Source organism: Bartonella sp. MR168JLCBS (assembly GCF_042194175.1).
Genome location: NZ_JBHIMP010000003.1, coordinates 114,075 through 137,473, shown reverse-complemented (window position 1 = coordinate 137,473; position 23,399 = coordinate 114,075). Strand labels below are relative to the sequence as shown.

The 23,399-nt window shown below is 37.0% G+C and carries 14 protein-coding genes and 2 pseudogenes; 2 read left to right on the top strand and 14 right to left on the bottom strand.

The features are described from left to right. Window positions 1-30: 30 nt before the first annotated feature. The 5 genes from ACFIK8_RS03775 to ACFIK8_RS03755 all read right to left on the bottom strand — a co-directional run bounded on the left by ACFIK8_RS03775 (window position 31) and on the right by ACFIK8_RS03755 (window position 7,043). Window positions 31-834 (bottom strand): 3'(2'),5'-bisphosphate nucleotidase CysQ, encoded by an 804-nt coding sequence (locus tag ACFIK8_RS03775; RefSeq protein ID WP_375668981.1) that lies wholly within the window; start codon window positions 832-834, stop codon window positions 31-33. Then, the gene (locus ACFIK8_RS03770; protein WP_375644615.1) at window positions 821-2,152 is read right to left on the bottom strand and encodes a TldD/PmbA family protein; all 1,332 of its coding nucleotides are present in this window, start codon (window positions 2,150-2,152) and stop codon (window positions 821-823) included. The genes ACFIK8_RS03775 and ACFIK8_RS03770 overlap by 14 nt, the downstream gene beginning before the upstream one ends. Before the next feature lie 1,688 nt (window positions 2,153-3,840). Next, window positions 3,841-4,290: a hypothetical protein gene (locus ACFIK8_RS03765; protein ID WP_375668980.1), complete on the bottom strand. Its 450-nt coding sequence runs from the start codon at window positions 4,288-4,290 to the stop codon at window positions 3,841-3,843. Between the two features lie 805 nt (window positions 4,291-5,095). Beyond that, window positions 5,096-5,662: a 16S rRNA (guanine(966)-N(2))-methyltransferase RsmD gene (gene rsmD, locus ACFIK8_RS03760; RefSeq protein WP_273787828.1), complete on the bottom strand. Its 567-nt coding sequence runs from the start codon at window positions 5,660-5,662 to the stop codon at window positions 5,096-5,098. Then, window positions 5,643-7,043, bottom strand: a complete 1,401-nt coding sequence (locus tag ACFIK8_RS03755) for a pseudouridine synthase (RefSeq protein ID WP_375635952.1) — start codon at window positions 7,041-7,043, stop codon at window positions 5,643-5,645. Before ACFIK8_RS03755 ends, rsmD begins: the two co-directional genes overlap by 20 nt. Window positions 7,044-7,312: 269 nt before the next feature. Between ACFIK8_RS03755 and ACFIK8_RS03750 the strand changes: the two genes are divergently transcribed. Beyond that, window positions 7,313-7,759, top strand: coding sequence for a nucleoside deaminase (locus ACFIK8_RS03750; protein ID WP_375636040.1), 447 nt, complete (start codon window positions 7,313-7,315; stop codon window positions 7,757-7,759). 650 nt (window positions 7,760-8,409) lie between these two features. Here ACFIK8_RS03750 and ACFIK8_RS03745 read toward each other — a convergent pair. From ACFIK8_RS03745 to ACFIK8_RS03710, 8 genes and pseudogenes are all read right to left on the bottom strand, one after another. Further along, on the bottom strand, window positions 8,410-8,901 hold the full coding sequence (locus ACFIK8_RS03745; protein ID WP_375668979.1) for a hypothetical protein: 492 nt from the start codon (window positions 8,899-8,901) through the stop codon (window positions 8,410-8,412). Between the two features lie 177 nt (window positions 8,902-9,078). Next, on the bottom strand, window positions 9,079-11,994 hold the full coding sequence (ileS, locus tag ACFIK8_RS03740) for an isoleucine--tRNA ligase (protein ID WP_375635954.1): 2,916 nt from the start codon (window positions 11,992-11,994) through the stop codon (window positions 9,079-9,081). Between the two features lie 248 nt (window positions 11,995-12,242). Then, a complete protein-coding gene (locus ACFIK8_RS03735) occupies window positions 12,243-13,883 on the bottom strand; it encodes a porin (RefSeq protein WP_375668978.1) in 1,641 nt (546 codons plus the stop codon). Window positions 13,884-15,386: 1,503 nt separating this feature from the next. Beyond that, window positions 15,387-16,268 carry an outer membrane protein gene (locus tag ACFIK8_RS03730; RefSeq protein ID WP_375668977.1) on the bottom strand — a complete coding sequence of 294 codons (882 nt, stop codon included), beginning with the start codon at window positions 16,266-16,268 and terminating at the stop codon, window positions 15,387-15,389. 182 nt (window positions 16,269-16,450) lie between these two features. After that, window positions 16,451-17,300: pseudogene (locus ACFIK8_RS03725) on the bottom strand (outer membrane protein). Window positions 17,301-17,636: 336 nt separating this feature from the next. Continuing rightward, window positions 17,637-18,524, bottom strand: a complete 888-nt coding sequence (locus tag ACFIK8_RS03720) for a porin (RefSeq protein WP_375668976.1) — start codon at window positions 18,522-18,524, stop codon at window positions 17,637-17,639. 322 nt (window positions 18,525-18,846) lie between these two features. Continuing rightward, window positions 18,847-19,683, bottom strand: coding sequence for a porin (locus ACFIK8_RS03715; protein ID WP_375668975.1), 837 nt, complete (start codon window positions 19,681-19,683; stop codon window positions 18,847-18,849). A 325-nt stretch (window positions 19,684-20,008) separates the two neighbouring features. Further along, the gene (locus tag ACFIK8_RS03710; protein ID WP_375668974.1) at window positions 20,009-20,842 is read right to left on the bottom strand and encodes an outer membrane protein; all 834 of its coding nucleotides are present in this window, start codon (window positions 20,840-20,842) and stop codon (window positions 20,009-20,011) included. 1,199 nt (window positions 20,843-22,041) lie between these two features. Between ACFIK8_RS03710 and ACFIK8_RS03705 the strand changes: the two are divergent. After that, window positions 22,042-22,185, top strand: a pseudogene (locus ACFIK8_RS03705) (integrase); the annotation flags it as partial. Between the two features lie 527 nt (window positions 22,186-22,712). On the opposite strand, the gene ACFIK8_RS03700 reads toward ACFIK8_RS03705, so the two are convergent. Beyond that, window positions 22,713-23,042, bottom strand: a complete 330-nt coding sequence (locus tag ACFIK8_RS03700; RefSeq protein ID WP_375635962.1) for a hypothetical protein — start codon at window positions 23,040-23,042, stop codon at window positions 22,713-22,715. Between the last annotated feature and the right edge of the window lie 357 nt (window positions 23,043-23,399).

Genomic DNA, 23,399 nt, shown 5'->3' with positions numbered 1-23,399 from the left:
TTTAGATTATTTTAGCGCGCTTTTACGTGATTAAACTAACTTTGTTTGACGAACAACATCTATCATATCTTGACAGCAATTATTTTTACCAGCAATTAAAAGTCCATATTGGTAAGGTTCAATTCCATAAGATAGTAAAGGGGCATCAAGCGATAAAAAACACCCTCCACACTCCTGCAAAATAAGATCAGCAGCGGCAATATCCCATTCATGACAATTTGGACGAACTAATACGATATCAATTTCATCTTGAGCAACAAGAACAATACGATAAGCAAGAGAAGGAAGATAATGGTAAAGAATAACTCGATTGAGAAAATCATCTGGTAATTTTTTTGCGAGCGATTTATCAAGCGAAATTTTATATTTTCGATACCCCCCCGAGGCTAAACGAGGAAGTTTTATCCCATTTAATGTTGCCCCTCCACCCGTTACAGCTGCATAAATATCTCCTTGAGCCGGACATTGTAGAACGCCCACAATAGGACGCCCATTCTCAATAATGGCAACCGAAATACACCAATAAGGACTGCCAGAAAGAAAACCTCGTGTTCCATCAATAGGATCAACCACAAAGGAGCGTTCATAATCTTGTTGTTCTCGATTATCTTTTGTTTCTTCTGAAATCCATCCATAATTTGGACGCGCTCCAAGAAGCTTCTCTTTCAAAAAATGATCAACAGCAAAATCTGCCTCACTGACCGGTGAATTCCCCTCTTTAATCCAAACATCCAACGTGCATCCAAAATACCGCATTGCTAAATCTCCTGCCTCTCGACAAACATCCCGCAAAAGATTTAAATCAGAAGAATGATGCGTGTTATTTTCCTGCAAGTGTCATCCCTTCAATTAACAATGTTGGAGCCGCCGTACCATAACGCCGATCAATATCATTGGCAGGTGTTAAATGTGCTAACATATGAAGCAAATCAGAACCTAGCGTTACTTCACTCACCGGATAAGCAATTTCACCATTTTCAATCCAAAAACCGGAAGCCCCACGACTATACTGACCAGTAATAAAATCAATGCCGTGACCGAATAATTCGGTCACATAAAATCCATTTCGCAAATCTTTTATCATATCGCAAGGCGATACTAAACCCGGTTCAATTGCAAAATTTGTACTTGTCGGCTGCACTAATGATGCCGAACGCACACCGTGTCCATTTGTTTTAAGTCCCAATTCACGTGCTGTAGATGATGAAAGAAGCCAATTTTTTAAAATACCATTTTCAATAATATTGAGTGTTTGCCCCTCTACCCCTTCTCCATCAAAAGGATGAGAAGCATTTCCACGTAATCGCAAAGGTTGATCGGTTACATTAACATTAGGCTTCATCACTTCCTTGCCTAGGAAATTCTGTAAAAGACTTGTTTTACGAGCTACAGAGGCTCCATTGACCATAGATGCGATATGCCCTGCAATTCCGCGAGCCGTACGCGGATTAAAAATAACATCAACGCCCCCAGTCGCCGCACGAACTGCACCCAAACGTCGGACAGCACCAAACCCTGCATTCTTTCCAACAGTTTCTGCTGCCTCTAAATCAGAAAAATGTAAGGCTGTTGTATAATCATAATCCCGCTCCATTTGTGTGCCTTCACCTGCAAGAGCACTACAAGAACGTGAAAAGCAACTGGAGCGATAGGCTCCACAAAAACCATCGCTGGTCACAAGAATAAACCCACTCCGACCATAAGCTGTTGCAGCGCCACCAGAATTACTTACACCTTTAACATCAAGAGCTGCTGCCTCTGTTTTTAAAGCATCTTCTGTTAAAAAATGACTGCTTGGCACAAAATCATCAAAAAGATCAAGATCTTTAGGAGACTTAACCAAACACTCTTTATCTGCCAAACCTTCAAATAAACTATCGGGAGAAGCTTTAGCCATCGCAACAGCACGTTCCGCAAGTTCTTGCGGATAAGACGCTAAATTAGCAGAAACACTTGCTACTTTTTTTCCAACAAAAACCCTTAGAGTAAAATCATTGCTCTCTGCTGCTTCTGTTGATTCGACTTTCCCAAAACGAACTGATACACTGGTAGAATGAGCATGAACAATAACGGCATCAGCAGCATCTGCCCCAGAACGCCTTGCTGCTTCAACCAGTGAAACAGCTTTCTCAATCTGGTTTTTGTCAGTCATTATAGACTCCCTGAAATATTTTATTATTTACATTGATAAGCACTCTGACAATTTTATATAAATCAGAATATAACTCTTGTATGTTTATTCATAAAATTACGCACATTTCATGCATTTTTTCTTTTAATGCATCGAATAATTTCCTTTTTAGCTTCTTTATGAAAAGACGCAATATGTCGTAAAATTTCTTTAGTTTCAAGATTTCTCATTGCCCCTTATCATTTTAGATAACCCAATCTGTACTGATAATCAAATCAACCGAAAACTTGGCAATCAACAAACGACCTAGCAATAACACTTGAATTTAAGTCAAAATCCTCAAAAATTCGAAAAGCATAAAACGACTTAAGTCACAAACCTTATGTCCTCTGGATAGTCAAACAACTTCCTTTATTCCTATAGCATTCTTTAATTTCCAAGCAAGAATCAAGAAAATGCCTTATATTTGTGTATACTTCTTTGCTTCTATAAACTCTCTCATAATAAGATGGCAATCTTGTAAACAAAAAACATAAACGGAATAAAAAATTTTTCCTTTCATTATGGTTTCAACAAAATGAGCAGTCATAAACTTCTTTACCCTCATGGACGTGGTATCACAAAGAACTCATTTTTTATATTTATCAGAAATAAGTTATAATCATAACATTCTCTCTCGTTTCTAATGCGTCTAATCGAGAGCATCTCATTTTTTCATGCGTCATCCTTAATCGATTATTTTGTTATTAAACAGGCATAATTTGACCGACTTCTTTTTCCTGAAACAAAAATTCTAAGATACTAGATAGATTTTGATTTAAGAACTATACTCTTTCCCCTCCATTAAAAAATAAAGAAGTGTAATACTGTCATAAAACGATAATCAATAAAGCTTTTATATAAAACTCAACATTGTATCTATCTTTCAATTCAATTTGTAATAAGCGTATTCTTCCAATTAATTTTGACAAGTTTATCGCTCATAATTGTTTTAACAGATACAAAAATATTTGCAGAAACTAGGATATATGTACGCATTTAAAAAAATCGCTTTTTTAAACATTTAAACCAAATATATACAATGATACGAAATTAATTTTACGGAAATTAAGAGTGAGCTTATTTATCCTTTAGAGCCTTTTAAAGCTGTACTCTTTAGAACGTCATCATCTTTTAATCAAAAAAACACTTTGATTTATAATTATAATTGATCGTTTTGTAATTTGCATAAAAGAATCAAATATCATTAAATTTTCTCCATTTTAAACTTATTTATGTTGAGGAAATCACAACTATTCGCTCTCACATCATGAATAGAGGTAATGTTGATAAAAACTATTTAAGAAGAAGTCAAAATGCCTTTTATCAAGGCTCTCAAATCAAAAACTATCGCAATACTAGAAACTGGCAAATATCATGACAATATCGACCTACAGATTCACAAGAGCAGAAGCTTCTACAACTTTCTTTATTTTCAGTAAAAATGCGCACCTCATAAGCTTTTATATATTGAATAAAATTCAATGACTCTTATAAGATCTTTGATGCAAAATTAATTTTCTCAGATGATTTGACTCGATTTCAACGACTAATGAAAAACCACACCATAGCTCATCGATTTGCTATACACTCATAACTGATTTCATTCTAACAAGGCTAAGATTTCTGCGCCTTTGTAAAGGTATTAACTTCTTTATAAATGCACCCCCTTACGAGATGATTTTGTTTTCAATAAGAGCACGTCTGCTCATTTCAATCATTGCATCACGAAGGTGTAACTTAATTTTTGACCCAATAACCATTCCAAAGAAAGGAGAAAGTAAACCAGACATGGTTACAGTATGGCGAATTTTGTTATTTGAAGAATCAGATTTTTTTGAACAAATATATTCATGATCAAAACTTATGTGAGTAAGAGGCAGTTTAGCATAATCAGAAAAGAAAACATTTTTTATAACTTTATCAAGTGTAAAAGTTACTGTAGGTCCCTTTTTAGGTTTCATGCGTCCTGTAGCCCCTTTTTTGAAAGGACCAGAAAGTTCTACCCACTCAAGTTCACTATCCCAGCAAGGCCATGATGCCACATCTTCCCATATAGCCCAAATTTGCTCAGCACTCGCTTCTGTGTTAATTTCTTCGCTATATATCCATTTAAACATGATAATCTTCCCTGTTTTAGAAATCATTTAGTTTTATTGCTTAAGAATAATATAAAAATTATTCTTAAAAATGTAATAACGATAACACACTTAATACTTTCAGATTTACTTAATATATAATGATTAACTCAACAAGCGATATTAATAAAATAAACACACAAATATTCAGTATAAATGAACACTATTGTCTACCTTAAATAGAAAATATCTGTTTTAAGTTCATACAATAATAAAGATAAAAGTTACGTACTATTTAGGATATAAATGCAGACTGCATAGTTGAAAGCTTTCAGCTGCTAATGAGATGTTGATGATTAATGTTCAGCCGAAAGAAATTAGACAAAAAGGTATCATAACTGTTGTCGTGAAATATGTATCCTATTGGAGAAAAAACATTCATCGGTAGTAAAGCTAATAATACACTAAAGCTTTGATAATGCTTTTCACTTTTAATGTAGCTGAAATTAACAAATCAGCATATAACTTACAAAAATTAGCAGCAATACATACTGCTAATTTAGGTCCAATAGCATTACACCTCAAAGCAATTTTTGGCTAGACAGAAGAACAGATGGCCCCTCTATATTAAAGGGCGTATATTGTAAAAGACTCGCTCTTGGGGCTATAAAAAACTTCAAAAAAATGAGAGATTCAGACAAAAAACATAATGAAATCAAAATTCATCAATTCCTTTAACATTAGAATCTTTTATTTACTTTCTCCGTAACCTTTTAAAAACCATATAAAATGAAGAAAACTGTAAAGAAGCATTTTTTCATCCTACCGGATAAAAACAAGAACTTTCTCAAAATGTAAGCGATCGTAATTTATAGAGACGTATTGCTGTCTCACCATAAAAACGCTCATCGTCTAGATAAAAGACGTCGGGTAAATGAATCATTGTATCTTTCTTTTCTTCAAGTATGAAGAGTGTATCAGCTTTTGCCCACCCTCCTCGCAAAGCTTCTACGAAAGCACGTTCACCTAAACAACGGCTATAGGGAGGATCAGCGCAGATAACATCAAATGGAAGCATTGTGCCAATATTGCCAAGTTTTGTCGCATCACGACGCAAAATCCGTCCTATCGACTGTAATTCAAAGGCTTCTATATTTTTTTGAAGCAACCCACGTCCCTCAACCGAGTTTTCAACAAAAACAGCCGCCTTTGCTCCACGTGAAAGTGCTTCGATGCCTAAAGCACCAGTACCAGCAAAAAGATCAAGAATACGTTTATTGGTCCAAAATTGTTCTTCACGGCTAGAAAGAATATTAAAAAGGCTTTCACGTGTACGATCACTCGTTGGGCGAATCGACTGATTAACAGGCGAAAACAAAACACGCCCAGCAAATTTACCGCCTATGATCCGCACGTGAACCTCCAAATCGCTTCGAAGTTTTTGCACCATCCCTATGTGGTTTAGATTTTTTCATAGCATCACCAAACGATTTTACCTTTTTCTTTCTCTCAAAAGAATGCTCCTCATGTCCACTTTTTATCATTTTCTCTTTATCCTTGAAAAAGCGATCTTTCTTACCAGAGGGATGCGTCTCGTCATAAGATGTTTTGCCACGTTTTTGAACAAAACTTCCCCTCTTCTCTTTGTGTGACGGACTTTCTTTTAGTTTTTCCTTGCCTCGATGAAAGGATTTTCTACCATCCAAATCGCTCTTATGATCATGCGATTTCTCCTCACTATAAGAAGGCTTTCTACGTGTACTCTGCGGACGTGCACCAGGAGCCATCCAAACATTAGCACGGCGAGAACGCGGTAGAAAACGCTCTGCTTTTCCTTCCTCACTTTTTTCCTTCTTTACATTCTCATGAGACTTTGCACTTAATCGTGCACGACTATGTTCAACAGAATCATCTCTTGGTCGGCGCCGTATCGCCCTTTCACTTGAGAAAACCCAACCATCATTTGCAACAGAAAGATCTTTTTGGCTTTGCTTTTCTGCAACAACTGCAGAATTTGAAAATGGCTTAAGAATAGGAGCATCAAAATCTGCATTGGCTTGCATAATCAAACGCTCCCCCAACTGATCTCGTAACATCCGCCCTTTTAACTCTTGCACGGCTCCTTCTTCTAAATCAGAGAGATGAAATGGACCATAAGATACACGTATTAATCGATTAACTGATAATCCCAACGCCCCTAAAACATTCTTTATTTCACGATTTTTTCCTTCACGCAAAGCGACAGAAAGCCATATATTAGATCCTTGTTCACGTTCAATTGATGCTTCAATCGAACCATAAAAAATGCCATTAATCGCAATACCATTTTTAAGGTTATCCAGCGCGCTCTTCTTTACTCTTCCATGAGCACGGACGCGATATTTGCGGACCCATCCTGTTACAGGAAGCTCTAATACACGCGCTAAGCCACCATCATTAGTTAAAAGCAAAAGCCCTTCCGTGTTAATGTCAAGCCTTCCAACAGAAAGAACACGCGGCATTCCTTTTGGTAAATTACTAAATACTGTAGGTCTGCCTTCAGGATCACGGTTCGTGGTGACAAGGCCTGCTGGCTTATGGTAAAGCCATAAACGCGTTCGTTCTATAGGAGGTAAAGGTTTGCCATCAACTTTAATAACATCAGAGCGGCTAACATTAAAAGCAGGCGTTGTCACGACCGTACCATTTACAGAAATGCGACCTGCAACAATCATCATTTCTGCATCTCGACGCGAAGCAACACCAGCACGCGCTAACCTTTTAGCAATTCGTTCACTCTCATTATTTTCATTCATTTGCGTTTCAAACCAATCTTTGCCAGTATGTTCAGAAAATTATTCACATGCACCATACCGCTTATCCTGAAAGAGGAAGTAGCATAATCATTTATCATTTTCTATCCTTTAACGACAATAATGTATTTGTTGACTTGCACGTTTGTTTTAAACACTTTAAAAAATAGAGGTATTCCTTTCATTATAAAAGCGTAATAAATTATTCATTCCATCACATTTCTTATCGAGATAACCTTTAGATTTTCTATACCTTCAGTAGAAAGAATATGATGACTTTGACGCCCATGGAAATAGCCCTTTTAGAAGCGCAATGGGCTGCAAAAAAAGATGAAGTTCCCGTAGGCGCTGTCATTACACGTGGAAAAGCTATCATTGCACGCGCTGGTAACTTTATAAAATCTGCATATGACCCTACAGGACACGCAGAAATGCGCGCAATCCGTATGGCTTGCGAAACATTGCAAAGCGAAAGGCTTCCTGATTGCGATCTTTATGTAACACTTGAGCCTTGTGCTATGTGTGCTGCTGCCATTTCATTTGCACGCATACGACGTCTCTATTACGCAACAAATGATCCCAAAGGGGGGGCTATAGAAAATGGTCCTCGTTTTTATCAGCAACCAACCTGTCATCACAAACCTGAGATTTATTCTGGTTTTAAAGAAAAAGAAGCTGCTCAATTACTTAAAGATTTTTTTATACAAAAGCGATACTAAAAACAATTCTTCTTCCATAATTTTCACTCTTTAAAAACTATCCTATTTCTCAAAAAAAGACTATTAATTCCTCTGATATATATATAGCAAAAGCCATTTCGAAGCATTTTTTCTCTTTTTTAATGCTGAATATTGCTTCTATTAGATAATACATTCACTCATAAGAATAATTCATTATTTTGTATATAAAATATAAAGTCCAAAATATCGTAGATATACTCTCATTTCAAATTACATTGAAGCAATAAAAGTTACTTTCTTGCACATCATAAGCGGGATTATCTTCTGGATAAAGAACGTTTTAGAAAAGACTAAAAATGTCTCTTATGAAGGCTCTCAAATGCAAGAATTGTCGCAACATTGGAGTTTGGAAAATAAAATGATAGTATCAGTTTTCTCCTTCCTAAGCATAAAGATATTGGAGCACAATAGATTTTACGTTATACTATCCACATGAGCGATGTTGTAAAATGAGCTTGAGAAATGTTTCGTGTTAGGAAACGCATAAGGACTCTCTCGATGCTGTTGTCATATTGCTATTTCATGAGAATAACACCCCTCCTACAACAGCATTATAACTGCGCGAGAATGAGAGCTTGGTATCATAAGTAATTAGAAAAATTCTTTACTTTAAATATTTTGTCTTTTCCCTATCGACCAATAGGTGCGGTTTTTGCCGGTTGGCGATAACTTAAAGGTGGTTCAGTGAGATAGCGACGGTATTTTGAACTTCCAACTTGTGCTCTCTGACGACGTAAATATTCCTGTCGTTGCTTCGCATTCAACTGTGAAGGGTTTTCTGAACCAGCGCCATTAACTGACGATCCTTTGTGAGGAAAAGACGTATTTCCTTGATGCTTCTTCGATGCTGCTATTTCATTGACAGATCTATCTTGTTGTGGCACCGGCAAAAATCTGCGCGAACCAGGGCTTGGTATTACAAGCTTTGGATGAGGTTTCATAACAATCTGGCTGCTGTTATTTGTTGGTGTTAATGAAGTAATATTAGCAACATCTTCAAAAAACTGGATTGAAACTGGTTTATCGGTACCATAGGTAGGAGCGGATAAATTGCATCCCGTTAAAACAAAGCACATCCCTAAAATTCCTATTGGAAATATTTTTATTTCACGTTTTCTCACTGCCTATTCCATTTCCTAAGTATATGGCTAATTAACATTCCCGTTATTTATGAGAGAACGTTCCATACACAAATTTCCCCCCTGCAGATAAAACAACGGAATCTTTCTCGTACCACAAAAAACTATATTCATCAATATGAGAAATTTACTTGCATTTCTTTCCTTTGATCTAAAATTTTAAATCTTGCCAAGAATCTGCAATTCCCGCAAAGCAGCTGCATCACGAGCAGATACATCCGGATAAGCAGGATCACTCCCAACATCTTGTGTATAACGCCATGATCGAGCACATTTTTTTCCTAATGCCTTCTCTGGATATACACCAACACCTTCAACATCATTCAAAGTAAAAGCATCGGAAGGTATTGTATCCTGCGTAATTGTGAGTTCACTGGTAATACAGATCTCCGCCATATCCACATTTTCTAATGCTTCTCGTAAAGCCGGATTGGAAATAAAAACAACAGGAGCGGCTTCTAACGAGGATCCAATACGCTTATCAACGCGTTCAAGCTCTAAAGCACCTGTAACAACTTTACGGACCTGCCGAATTTTTTTCCAACGCTCAGACAAAGATTGATTTTGCCATTCTTCTGGTACAGAGCGAAATTGTTCTAAATGCACCGATTGGCTTTCTGGGTAACGCTCTAACCAAGCTTCCTCCATAGTAAAAGGCAACATTGGAGCAAGCCATGTTACCATACGCTCAAAAATCTCACGGACAACCTGCAAGGAAGACTTGCGTTTTTTTGATGAAGGCGCATCACAATAAAGAGAATCCTTGCGGATATCAAAATAAAATGCCGATAACTCAATGATTGAAAAATCCAATAATGCACGCATAATCTTTTTAAAATCAAATTCATCGTAAGCGCGATTAATCAACTGATCAAGTTCAAAAAGCCTATGCAATATAAATTTTTCAAGATCCGGCAGTGCGCCATAAGATATTTCTTCTCCATCATCATACGCTAAAGTTCCAAGCATCCAACGAATTGCATTGCGTAGTTTACGATATGAATCCACATTTGTTTGAAGGATTTTTTTGCCTAAACGCTGATCTTCCCAATAATCAGTTGTCATAACCCAGAGACGAAAAATATCAGCTCCAGATGTTTTAATGATCTCTTGTGGAACAACCGTATTGCCTAAAGATTTAGACATTTTCTTACCATTCTCATCCAAAGTAAAACCATGTGTGATCACTGCCTTATAGGGAGAGCAAGCACGCGTACCACAGCTTTCCAAAAGAGAAGATTGGAACCATCCGCGATGTTGATCTGAACCTTCAAAATAAACATCAGCAGGCCATTTCAAATCAGCCCGATCTTCTAACACAAAGCTATGGCTTGCTCCAGAATCAAACCAAACATCCAAAATATCATAAACCTGTACCCAAGGCTCATGTGCACGCTCACCTAAAAAACGTTCACGTGCTCCTTCAGCAAACCATGCATCTGCCCCTTCTGCTTCAAAAGCCCGTAAAATACGCTCGTTCACACCTTCATCTTTTAGAATAACACCATCCTCATTCGCAAAAATACAAATAGGAACACCCCAAGAACGCTGACGAGAAAGAACCCAATCAGGACGATCTTCTATCATAGAAGCTAGGCGGTTTTGCCCAGAAGACGGCACAAAACGCGTTTTTGAAACAGCTTCCAAAGCCCGACTACGTAAAGTTGAACCATCCCCAAAATCTTTATCCATTGAAATAAACCATTGCGGTGTATTGCGAAAAATAACGGGTTTTTTTGAACGCCAACTATGGGGATAGGAATGCTTTAAACGCCCCCGTGCAAACAATCGATCTGCTTTAATTAAAGCGTTAATGACCTCTTTATTAGCATCACCCATTTTTCCATTATCATCTATAATACGTGCAGGTCCTCCTTCACGATCTGGTCCCAAACCTGGAACATCTTTCGTATAGAACCCTGCATCATCAACAGGAAACGGTATAGATGAATCAATCCCCGTTTGCTCCAGTAAGGACTTATAATCATTCCAAATTTCAAAGTCCTCACGCCCATGGCTTGGCGCTGTATGAACAAAACCTGTACCAGCACTCTCTGTTACGTGCGAACCATCAAACAATGGAATTTTAAAGTTATACCCCCCAGCCAAACCTTTGAGTGGATGAGAAAGAACAAGAGCTTTCAATTCTTCAGCAGAAATAACACGCAAACGCTTCAAAACAAGTTTGGCTTTTTCTGCACAACTCATAGCTAACGCATCAGCAAAGAGAAGTTTTTCCCCAGCTTGAGGACCAAAATCATTTTCAGTACTTTCAACTTCGTAAATACCATAAGAAATCTGCGAAGAATAACTCACTGCACGGTTAGCAGGAATTGTCCACGGTGTTGTTGTCCAAATGACGACATAAGCACCATATAAATCATCAGAATTTGCTTTAAAAACAGGAAACTTAACCCAAAGCACCTCTGATTCATGATCATGATATTCAATCTCAGCCTCTGCCAAAGCCGTACGCTCTACAACAGACCACATCACCGGCTTGGAACCACGATAAATCTGATCTGACATAGCAAATTTTATCAATTCACTGGCAATGCGTGCTTCTGCATGAAAAGCCATTGTAGTATAAGGCGTGTTAAAATCTCCCACGACACCAAGGCGTTTAAATTCTTCACTTTGAACGGTTACCCAATGCTGTGCAAATTCACGGCATTCTTGACGAAACTCGTGAAGAGGTACCTCATCCTTATTTTTTCCTTGTGCTCGATATTTTTCTTCAATTTTCCATTCAATTGGAAGCCCATGGCAATCCCAACCAGGTACATAATTTGCATTAAAACCGCGCATTTGGAATGAACGGACAACCACATCCTTTAGAACTTTGTTTAAAGCATGCCCGATATGAATATGACCATTTGCATAAGGTGGACCATCATGAAGAATATAAAATGGACGATCTTTTGCTTGTTGGCGCAATTGCGCATAAAGCCCCATATTTTCCCAACGCGCCATCAATTCAAGCTCTTTTTGCGGAAGCCCTGCACGCATAGGAAAATTTGTCTGTGGGAGATAAAGAGTTTTTGAATAATCTATTGTTTCATTTTTCACAGTCATTGTGAAATATTCCTGTCCACTTTTACGATTTCATTTTTGCATAACTTCCCTGAACCCTGCAACTCTGGTTTTTATCTATAGGGAAAGCCGAGCTTATCATTCATATTAAGCAGCGATCAGGAAAATATATCATCACACTCTATGGGCTTTATCATGAAATTCACAAGAAAAGAAACCAAAAATTGATCTTTTAAAAAATAAAGGCTCCACTAATAGTGGAGCCTTTTAGAAATTTACTCTTTTAAAAATTAGAATTTATAAGCTACACCAACACGGAAATCATTGGTTTTGTAGTTAACTTCAAGTTTTTCCTTTGCAAATTTCTTTTTACCAAAATCAGAGTAACGATATTCTGCACGTACAATCACATTATCCAGAAGCGAGAAATCAACGCCACCACCAAGTGTGTAACCAATCATGGTTTTTGTTTCATCAGCTAAGTTCTTAGAAGAAACGACTCTTCCATCCTCATCCTTAACGGATATTGATACAGTGTCTTGGAACTGCCCATAAGCAATACCGCCAGCAAGATAAGGCATAAAGCGATCAGCAGCAAAACCAATACGTACCCGTGTAGCACCACCCCAATTTTGTTTGAAAGTATGATTTAAAGTTTCAACTTCATCCTCTTGATCAAGACCAAGTTCAGAAGCCAGCTTTTTCATTTGTTCTATACCATATGCACTGGAATTGTTCTTATCCACCGCTTGTGTACTTTGTGCACCGTGTCCAGCCATATTCTGTCCACCATGAGAACGAGAAGCATGTGAACCAGCACCATGCGCATGAGCGCCAGAGCCATGCCCACCTCCATGAGATGCACCATGCGGATTAGCATTTCCGCTACCATGATGAGTACTATGATGACCTTGGGCTCCGCTTGTTCCATTGGAAGCTTTTGCTGGTTCAGAGGATGATCCTGATCTCGCGAGTACAAGTGTCCCTCCGCTCGGTACTGTTCTTTCTGCTGCTGATTGATTTGATTGTCCTGCTGCTGATTGTGACTGTTGAGCTGCACTTGCTGATTTAGCTGGTGCTGAACTGGACTGCGTTACAGCAGATTTTTCTGACGAGGATCCTGCTGCTGGAGCCCCTCCTGTTGCAGTTCCTGCACCTGCAGATACTGCTGAGTCGGTTTTTTGTGTTTGTGTTTGTGCTCCTGTTCCTGCTTGTGAGGCTGGGGGTGAAGATGGTGTTTGTGATGATAATGTTGGATTAGTATTGCCAGAATTTCCAGTTGTCACTGATTGACTTGATTTTCCTGCTCCTGCTTGTGGTTGTTGACCTGCAGCTGGCTTAGCTGGTACTTGATCGGCTTGCGGTTTAGCAGATTTTTCTGACGAGGATCCTGCTGCTGGAGTCCCTCCTGTTTTACCTCCTGCACCTGCGGATGATCCTTGGGCGTTTTTTTGTTGTGTTCCTGTTCCTGCTCCTGCTTGCGAAGTTGGAGACGTTTGTGGTTTTGTGGATCTGCGGGATCTTACGACTGCATTTTCTACTGTAGTGTTATCAGCTGCACCTATGGTAATTGTCTTTGTGTGTTTTTTACCAGATATCATTAAATCCGTATCGACACCAAAAATAAAGTTATCACCGAGATCAATATTAGAACCTGCATAAAAACCACCTACAAAACCTGAAAGTTTAGGAGAGAACTCTTTATCTAGTGGCAAATTCTTTTCTTGATCAACAAGAGCCATATCAGATTTGCTCGAAAAACCACCAGCTTGGACACCTAAATAAAGACCTGTCCATGAAAAAGTAGGAGCAACAATAGTAGAAGATGTCGATGGTGCTGGTTGATGAGGAATCATAACATCAGCAGCTAGCGCTGTAGACGTTGAAATTAAAGAAAAAATAGATGCTGTTATTAAACGTTTTGTATTCATAAAATCTCTCCAAATATCCAAAATGAAATGTATATAGAGCATCTTTTTTGAAAGATCTGTAGCAAAAATAACACACTCACAACAAAATAAAGATTTTTTGAAAATAAAGCTTCTTAAACTTTTAATTTTGCATTCAATGAAAATTTGTAAACTAAATCACACTAGAATTATGTGTCTTAAAGTTGGATTCATTTTCATTAAATTTTTGCATAACTGTTAATGATAATATTCTTTATAAATTTCTTTTTACCGAAATCTGAATAACCGTATTCTGCATGTAATAAACTATCATCTGTTATTGCAAAATCAATGCCTGTGCAAACAGTGAAATCAAATGTTGCCTTTTTTAAAACCAAGCGCCATCAAAGTTTCATCTATTTATCAACATGATCTACTTTTGGTGCTTTAGCGATAGTATTTTGTATCTAAAATTAAGAAAAACAAAGGACTTATTCAAACACTCACAAAAAAACTTTTAGATTCTTTGCGTAAATATCTTCATCATGACACATCGGTTTAATTTATAAGGATAATTTATTGTTTTCATATTGAATGAAAAAACTAATACTGTAGGATTCTATCATTTAAAACCTGTTCCATGTTTTATTAATCAAAACCATATCTCTCGATAGCGGAAACAGTCTGCGGATAAAAACATTAAAAGAATTTTAAATGCCTCTTATGAACGCTTTTAACAGCCAAGGTCTGTCCACAACATTGGTGGCTGGCAAAGTTGTATGATGATGCTAGCTGGCTCTTTTTATTAAGAGTGTAAAGATAGTGGTGCTCTATAGATTTTATATTATTTCATTGGGAGGTTTTACCGTCTTATATCACTCACGGATACTGACATGAAGTGGGCTTTATGTACTTTGAAAATATTTCTTTAAAACAAATGTGTGAATACACAACAACAAGTGTATTCCGTTTGGGGCGTTCTGTTTTGCATGAGGAGTGTGATCCCATAAAAAGAATGCAATAAACAAAAACGTAAGACAATGCGTCATCTTCATTTTCATTATTTAGAAGACATTGCCCTAAATACTTTTGAAAATCGTAAAGCTAAATTAAAAGAAGATGATAAAGTTGAAAACTGGTTTCTATCTTTACATCTTCATATTCTTCCCCAATGAGACTGTATTTCCCAAAGCTTACTCCAACAGATATACGCAATATGCTCGCTCTAATCTGGCATATGCAGAATAAAGTTAGTCACTGGTTATGATCTTTTCCTATTTCTGAGATTAATTGAATACTTTTCTCTTAGGCGTAAAATGATAGCCGTGATATAAGATTTTATGTAATCAGTAGCTATAAAATCCATATATACCACCAATTCGCCCTCTATAATATAAAACTTTTTTCTTTAAAGTCTTATAGCACAAAATGATACAAATAAAAATAGAAGGGATTAAGAGATATAGAATAGAGAGCTAATAAAATAAAGGCCCCGTTAAACGAGGCCTTAGTATTTTTTATGCTTCTAATTTCATTTTTACGAAATTAGAATTTGTAAGCAACACCTACACGGAAGTCATTGGTTTTGTAATTGAATTCACGTGTATCGTTTGCAAACTTCTTTTTACCAAAATCGGAGTAACGGTATTCTGCACGTAAAAGAACGTTGTCTGTCATTGCAAAGTCAACTCCACCACCAATAGTGAAACCAAGCATTGTCTTCGTGTCATCAGCCCAAGTACCACCAGTCAAATCTATGCTTTGCTTAGCTGGCACATTTTCATCCCCGTCAGCTTTCTGCTCAACTTTAGCTCTCTTTCCTTTTCCTGCAACGGATTGAATGCCCTGTACCTGCGCATAGGCAATACCACCAGCAACATAAGGCATAATCCGGTCAACAGCAGCAAAACCGATACGGACGCGTGTCGCACCAGACCATTTTTCTTTGTAACTGTGCGTTTCTGTTACCTTGTCACCGTTTTCAAACTGTTGCTGATCTTTTAATTCAACCTTAGCTTTTTCAAGGGCATCATTAAAATTTGCTGCATCTTTTTCAGTAAGCGTCAATTCACGGGCTTTTTTTGATTCTTCACGGTCTGCCCAAACTGCATCGGTTTCAACACCGAGAATGAGACCATTTCCGAGGTCTACGTTAGATCCGGCATAAATACCACCCATGAAACCAGAAGGACTAGGTGTGTTATCTTTTTTGAAAAGCTCTTTATCTGCTCCTGGAATAGTTACTTTAGTTTTACTCGAAAAGTTGCCAACTTGACCACCAAGATAAAAACCCGTCCAAGAAAATGAAGGTGCTGCTGCGATAACTGCTGGTGCGACTTCATGAGGGATCATCACATCAGCAGCTTGTGCTGCAGAAGCTGAAATTAAAGCGGCAACAGAAGTTGCTATTAAATATTTTGTATTCATAATTTTGCTCCTAAATTAACTATAAAATGACCTTACAAGATTATAGATAGAAAAGCTGTAGTAAAAATGTCACAGTCATATAAATAAAAGCCCAGAAAACAGCAGTTTTGTCAAAGTCAAGATCTCTTGAAAATTTAATTTTTTATTAATACTTTTTATTCATAATCGCACTTTTGATGAAATTAGAACTTGTAAGCTACACCTACATGAAAGTCATTGGTTTTGTAGCCTAGTTTAGGGTAACCCTTTTTAAATTCCTTCTTACCAAAGTCTGAGTAGCAGTATTCCGCACGAAGCAGAATATGATTTGTCATAGAGAAATCTATACCACCACCAAGGGTGAAACCTACCATCGTTTTTGTTTTATCAAATATCGTAGCAGAAACTTCTTTACTTTATTTACCATTTTGCCCGACTTTTTTGTTTCTGAAACTTTATCGACACCTTGTATTTGCGCATAGGCAATACCATCGGCAACATAAGGCATAATGCGGTCAGCGACGAAAAAGCCTACACGAACCCGTGTTTCACCAGACCTTTTTGCTTTTAAACCAATGCGACACACTGCTGTGTCACCTTTTTGAAACTTTTTATTTTCATCCAATACAACAACACCAATGCAACACCAGCATCTTCAAATTCATCATTAAAATCATTAAATTCATCAATCGCAAGAATCTTTGAGACCGTCTTCGTTTCTCCTCGGTCTATCCAGACTGCATCGGTTTCAACACCTAGAATTGAGGACATTTCCAAGTTCTATGTTGGAACCTAAATAAATACCACCTATGAAACCTCAAGGCTTAGGTAGTCCATCTTTATCTGAAGTTTTTTCTTTTGTCTCTAAATAAAATACATCAATTTTGACTTGAAAAGTTGCCAACTTGACCACCGAAATAAAAATCTGTCCAAGAAAATGAAGGGGCTGTGATAACAACTGCTGGGGCTGTTTCACGAGGAACGATAATATCAGCAGCTTGTGCTGCAGAAGCTGCTGATAGCGATAATAGAAATTGTGACTAAAGATTTTATATTCGTAAACTTTTCTCCTCATTTATTTATGAGCAGGGTGCTATATGATTAGAGAAAGAAACGCTGTAGTAAAATGATACAATCATAAGAAACGAAAGATGACGCAAGATAAAGTCATTTCATAACTTCACTTTTTGCAAGAAATTGTAAGTTACAAGTACGTATAAGTCATTGATTTAGCGCGTAATTATTGCTTGTTGTTTATGAAAATCTTTTTAAAGAAATCTGAATAATATCTTTTCATCCCCCAATAAATATGGGAATATAACAACAGAAAATAATAGAGGCCCTGTCTTTGACAGAGCCTCTTGGAAGCTTATTTCGTTGTTGACGAAATTAGAATTTGTAAGCTACACCAACACGGAAGTCATTGGTTCTGAAATTATATTCTTTTTCTTTTGCAAAAAATTTCTTTTTACCATAGTCCGAGTAACGGTATTCTGCACGCAACAGGACATTATCAGTCACAGCAAAATCAAGACCGCCACCAATAGTGAAACCAACCATTGTTGCTGTTTCATCAGATGAACCTGAAACAAAAGTTTTATCACCTACCTTCACTTCTCCATGAGCAGCCTCTAGCTGTGTATAGGCAACACCTCCAGCAACATAAGGCATAATGTGGTCAGCAGCAGCAAAACCAATACGTACTCGCGTAGCACCAGCCCATTTCTGTTTAAAACCAACACCTTCTGATACATCTACAACTTCTTGTGCACCTGCATTTCTAATACTTAAACTCTTTACAGTTTCAGTTCCACTAGCTGGAGGAGTTTCAGTTCCACTAGCTGGAGGAGTTTCAGTTCCACTAGCTGGAGGAGTTTCAGTTCCACTAGCTGGAGGAGTTTCAGTTCCACTAGCTGGAGGAGTTACAGTTTCAGAAGCTACTCGCACATCCTTTTTGCCAGACCAGATCATATCTGTTTCAACACCTAGTATAATGCCATTTCCAAGATCAAAGTTAGATCCTGCATAAAAACCGCCAATCAAACCTGAAAGCTTAGGTGATAAGTCTTTAAAAACTGAAGTATCTTTATCTTTTAAGTCAATTTTACTTGAAAAACCACCAATCTGACCACCGATATAAAAGCCTGTCCAAGAAAATGAAGGGGCTGCGATGACTGCTGGGGCTGTTTCATGAGGGATGATAACATCAGCAGCTTGTGCTGCAGAAGCTGCTGCTATAGCGATAACAGAAGTTGTTACTAAAGATTTTATATTCATAAACTTTGCTCCTAATTTATTTATGAGCACAGTGCTACAAGATTACAGAAAGAAAAGCTGTAGTAAAAATGATACAGTCACAGAAAATGGAGGATGCACTCAAAACAAAATCGCTGCATGACTTTACAACGCTATTAACTTCACTCCGTACGAGAATTCGTAAGTTAATTTATCGATTTTGAATGTAATTCTTGTCTGTCATTTATGAAAATATTTTTATATCTCCAATAAATATGGAGTGAGTAATAATATAACAACAGAAAATAATAGAGGCCCTGTCTTTGACAGAGCCTCTTGGAAGTTTATTTCGTTTTTTACGAAATTAGAATTTGTATGCAACACCAACACGGAAATCATTGGTTTTATAAGCTATTTTATCCCCATCCTTTACAAATGCTTTTTTACCGTAGTCTGAGTAACGATATTCTGCACGCAACAGAACATTGTCTGTCATTGCAAAGTCAATACCACCACCTGCAGTGAAACCAACCATTGTTTTTGATAGATCACGCAATTTAGCAGAAGCGATTTCGGCACCATCAGCTCCTTCCGCCTTAAGAGAATTGACTACCTGCAGCTGCGTATAAGCAATACCACCAGCGAAATAAGGCAAAATGCGGTCAACTGCTGCAAAACCAATGCGAACACGTGTAGCACCAGACCACTTTTCTTTTATAGAGGTGCCCTTTACACGTTTGGCATCCTTCGTGACATTATCAATATTTTTTCCTGAAGCAAATGTAGCTTCAGCAGCTGTAAGCTCATTTTTAAAAGCTTGAAGCTTTGCATCCCCAATAACTGCTGAATGCGTTTTTGAATCTTCGCGATCTGCCCAGACTGCATCGGTTTCAACACCTAGAATGAGGCCATTACCAAGATCTACGTTGGAACCTACATAGATACCACCCATGAAACCAGAAGGCTTAGGTGTCCAGTCTTTATCTGTAATTTTCTTTTTTGTTTCTGAATCAACTACATCAACTTTACCTGAAAAGTTACCAACTTGACCACCGATATAAAAGCCTGTCCAAGAAAATGAAGGGGCTGCTGAGATGACTGCTGGGGCTGTTTCACGAGGGATGATAACATCAGCAGCTTGTGCTGCAGAAGCTGCTGCCATAGCGATAACAGAAGTTGTTACTAAAGATTTTATATTCATAAACTTTGCTCCTAATTTATTTATGAGCACAGTGCTACAAGATTACAGAAAGAAAAGCTGTAGTAAAAATGATACAGTCACAGAAAATGGAGAAATCGCCCAAGACAAAACCACTCCATAGCTTCGTTTTGCACGAAAAACCTAAAGATATATATATATATAACTTATTGATTTTAAATGTAATTATTGTTTATGATTTTTTAAGAAAATCTGAATAATATCTTTCCACATCCACAATAAATTATGTATTGCGTGATAATATAGCAACAGAGAATAACAGAGGCGCTGTCAAAGACAGCGCCTCTGTTATTTAACTTACCATCTGTTAAAATTTGTAAGCAACACCAACACGGAAATCATTGGTTTTGTAAGATGTCTCATATTTATCATTTGAGAATTTCTTTTTACCAAAATCAGAGTAACGATATTCCGCACGAACAATAACGTTATTGGTCATTGCTAAATCAACACCAGCACCAAGGGTGTAACCAACAAGGGTCTTTGTTTCATCAGACAAGGTACCAGAAGCTATTACTTTATCTGAATTTTTCCCTGTTATTGAAATAGATGCACTATCTTGAAGCTGTGTATAGGCGATACCACCAGCAACATAAGGCATAATGCGTTCAGCTGCAAAACCAATACGTACACGTGTCGCACCAGCCCACTTTTCTTTAAAAGTGAAACTGTGGGTTCGTTTAGCACCAGGTTCCAGCGCATCTTTACCAATACTAATTCCAGATTCTGTTAATATCTTCTTAATATAATTTATGTGATTTGGAAGAATAACATATGTGTTTCCTGTCTTCGTGTCATCTTTATTAGACCACATGATATCTGTATCAACACCTAGAATAAGGCCATTGCCGAGATCAACGTTGGAACCTGCGTAAAGACCACCCATGAAACCAGATAGTTTAGGCAAAAGGTCATCAGGCGCTGGAATCTTTTTTCCGTTACTGAGAATATCCATTTTCGTTTTACCCGAAAAACCACCAAGTTGCCCACCAAGGTAGAAACCTGTCCAAGAAAAAGTTGGAGCAACAATAACGGGAGCAACAGGTGTTGGACTTGGGGGAACAATAACATCTGCTGCTTGCGCCGCTGAAACTGAAACAAAAGCGAAAGCAGAAGCTGTTATTAACCATTTCATATTCATATTTTCTCTCCATAGCTGAATATTTATTTGAACACATCATTTCATATAGAGCCCAAACTTCAGATATCTGTAGCAAAAATGATACACTCATAAAAAAAACAAAAAGCCAATGAAAACATCCTGAATTGCTTGATCTCTTAATAAATAAGAATTGAACTATGCCAATGCACAAATGATTTTCTCTTGTCACATTTGCTCTTCTTTATAAATTTTTCAAAAATATCTGCGTTCTCGCCGTGGAAAGCATGTGCTCTTGTCTAATGAAAAATTATCCTTTTATATTAAATTCAAATGCTCTCATCTTAAACCATTGTATATTCAAGCAACAAAAATCATCCCTCTATACATTACAAACGAGCAAGTATGTGAAACCGTTAAAAAACTAAAAATGTCACTTATGAATGTTTTCAATATCAAGAACAGTCAAATGCAATCGTTCTATTTAAATTTATACAAATAATGTTTTTACCTTCATCCTTAGCATGACCAAATGTGAAGACTATGTATTTGTTTTTTTCATAAAAAGGATGCTTATATTACAAATAAACTTGTATCGCACATAAACAAGACTTCCAATAATCCACGAATTGAAACAAGATCACATGCAACTTGCCTGCTCTTTTTTTACTTTAGGCATTTATTGTTTTTAAATATTTACCATTTTTTTGCTTATCTCAACCTCATAGAAAGTCTTTTTCAGAGTTTCATCTTATCTGTAGGCTATCTATTTCATACTCTTTTATAAACGAAACTGTAAAAAATGCCTCAAGACAGGCAACTGGTATGATAAATGCTGACATCTATATTAAAACTCTCCCTAAAGCAAAAAAGATGAGAGATCTTTCTTAAAGTGTTCACACCAAACTTTGCTTTGAAAATCATTAATTGAGCAAACAATTTGGCAGAAAAAATATCTGATATTGCATCATAGACAAATAAAAAATATTTTATAAATTCTGTAGTCGAACAATAGATTGATTATAAACATAATTCATCATTTCGCATATTGAATAAGAAACCCGAATATCGTAAGATTCTCTCATTCCAAACCGATTGCATGTTGCAAGCAGGAAGAGCCGTGTGGATAAGAACTGTATAAGAAAGGACTAAAAACGTCTCTTATAAATCATCTCACATACCAAAGGCTGTCACAATATTGAGAGCTAGCAAAGTGTGTGATGAATGCCGACACTTGCCCCCTTCATAAGCATAAAGATGGTGGTACTCAATGGGTTTACCATTATACCCTTCATAAATGACGTCGCGAAATGGGCTTGGAAGCGTTGAGAAATGTTTCTTTAAAACGAGCGCACGTAAGTGCACCTCAATGGTGTTTTATTCTTTGAAACACTCTAAGATCAAAAGTTTAACATTAAAACAAATACTTGGTTTTCTCTTCGATTTGGACAAAGCGTCCTATCAGATCCTGTCTGCAAATAGTCCAGATTTTTGTCGAGTGGATTTCATTTAGCTTTCCATTCATGTAATTCATTTAACCAAAGGTTCTATAGACAAGTCCTTCACTTGATCCCACCACGTACTCTAAAAACACTTATCAAGGCGTTTTACATGCCTTATATAATCACACTTAAAATGACGATATTTACGGCATAACAAAATAACCCCAAATCTCTAGGTTATATTCATCTAAACCCATGAATTTTATAATGACTGATTGCTATTATACAGTATTATTCTTTCACTGAAATCTTCCTGCTCATATCCTTTCCAAACAGTCCTCTTCATTCTCACCGTGCACAATCACAACACCCTTTAAACAAATAGTTCCCCCCCTGTTTTCAAGTGATAATATCTCCTTTCTTCATTTTTCGAGCATACGTTACACCTCTCAGTGTTGTTTTCTCACTTTTTAAAAACTCATTGGACTTCGTGTAAATAGGTTTGGCCGTCCTCTTTTCCCTGGTCCTTTTTTAGGATTATATCCTCTTTTTTTACCAGAATGTGACACAGGTACTAACTTAGCTGCTGTTATGAATTCGCTGTTATTTGTGCAAGAAAGTTCTATTTGAAAAACTTCAGATAAGACCTTGCGAAGCTGTTCACCAGAAAAAAGACCTATTGGAGGAACAGCTGAAGATGCTTTCTGTATAAGGTTTTGGGACGCCAAAAAACTCGCACCCTGAGCGATAGAGATTGAAGCGAAAGTAGCAAAAGCTGTAATAAAATATTTTATGTTCATAAATTTAACCTCATCAAATATCCATAATGGATTTTACCTAGTGCCTTCATTGCAAATTTCTAGAGAAAAATAATATGTTTATAGATAAAAAGTGAAAATCCTTACAAATAACGCTTTGGAAACGTTTGATTTTAAAATAAAAGCAAATTGCCCTGCTCTGCCAACATAGAAATCACTTATTGAGTAATAAATAAAGGCACGAAGTATCTTCTGAAAATAAGAAACTATACAAACTTCAAATTAACACAGTGATTTATATATATAATTTATATTTCCTCACACAAAATGAGTCCCTCGAATATCAGAATACTCTCTCATTTCAAACTTGTTCATTATACATGAAGCAAATTTATTCGC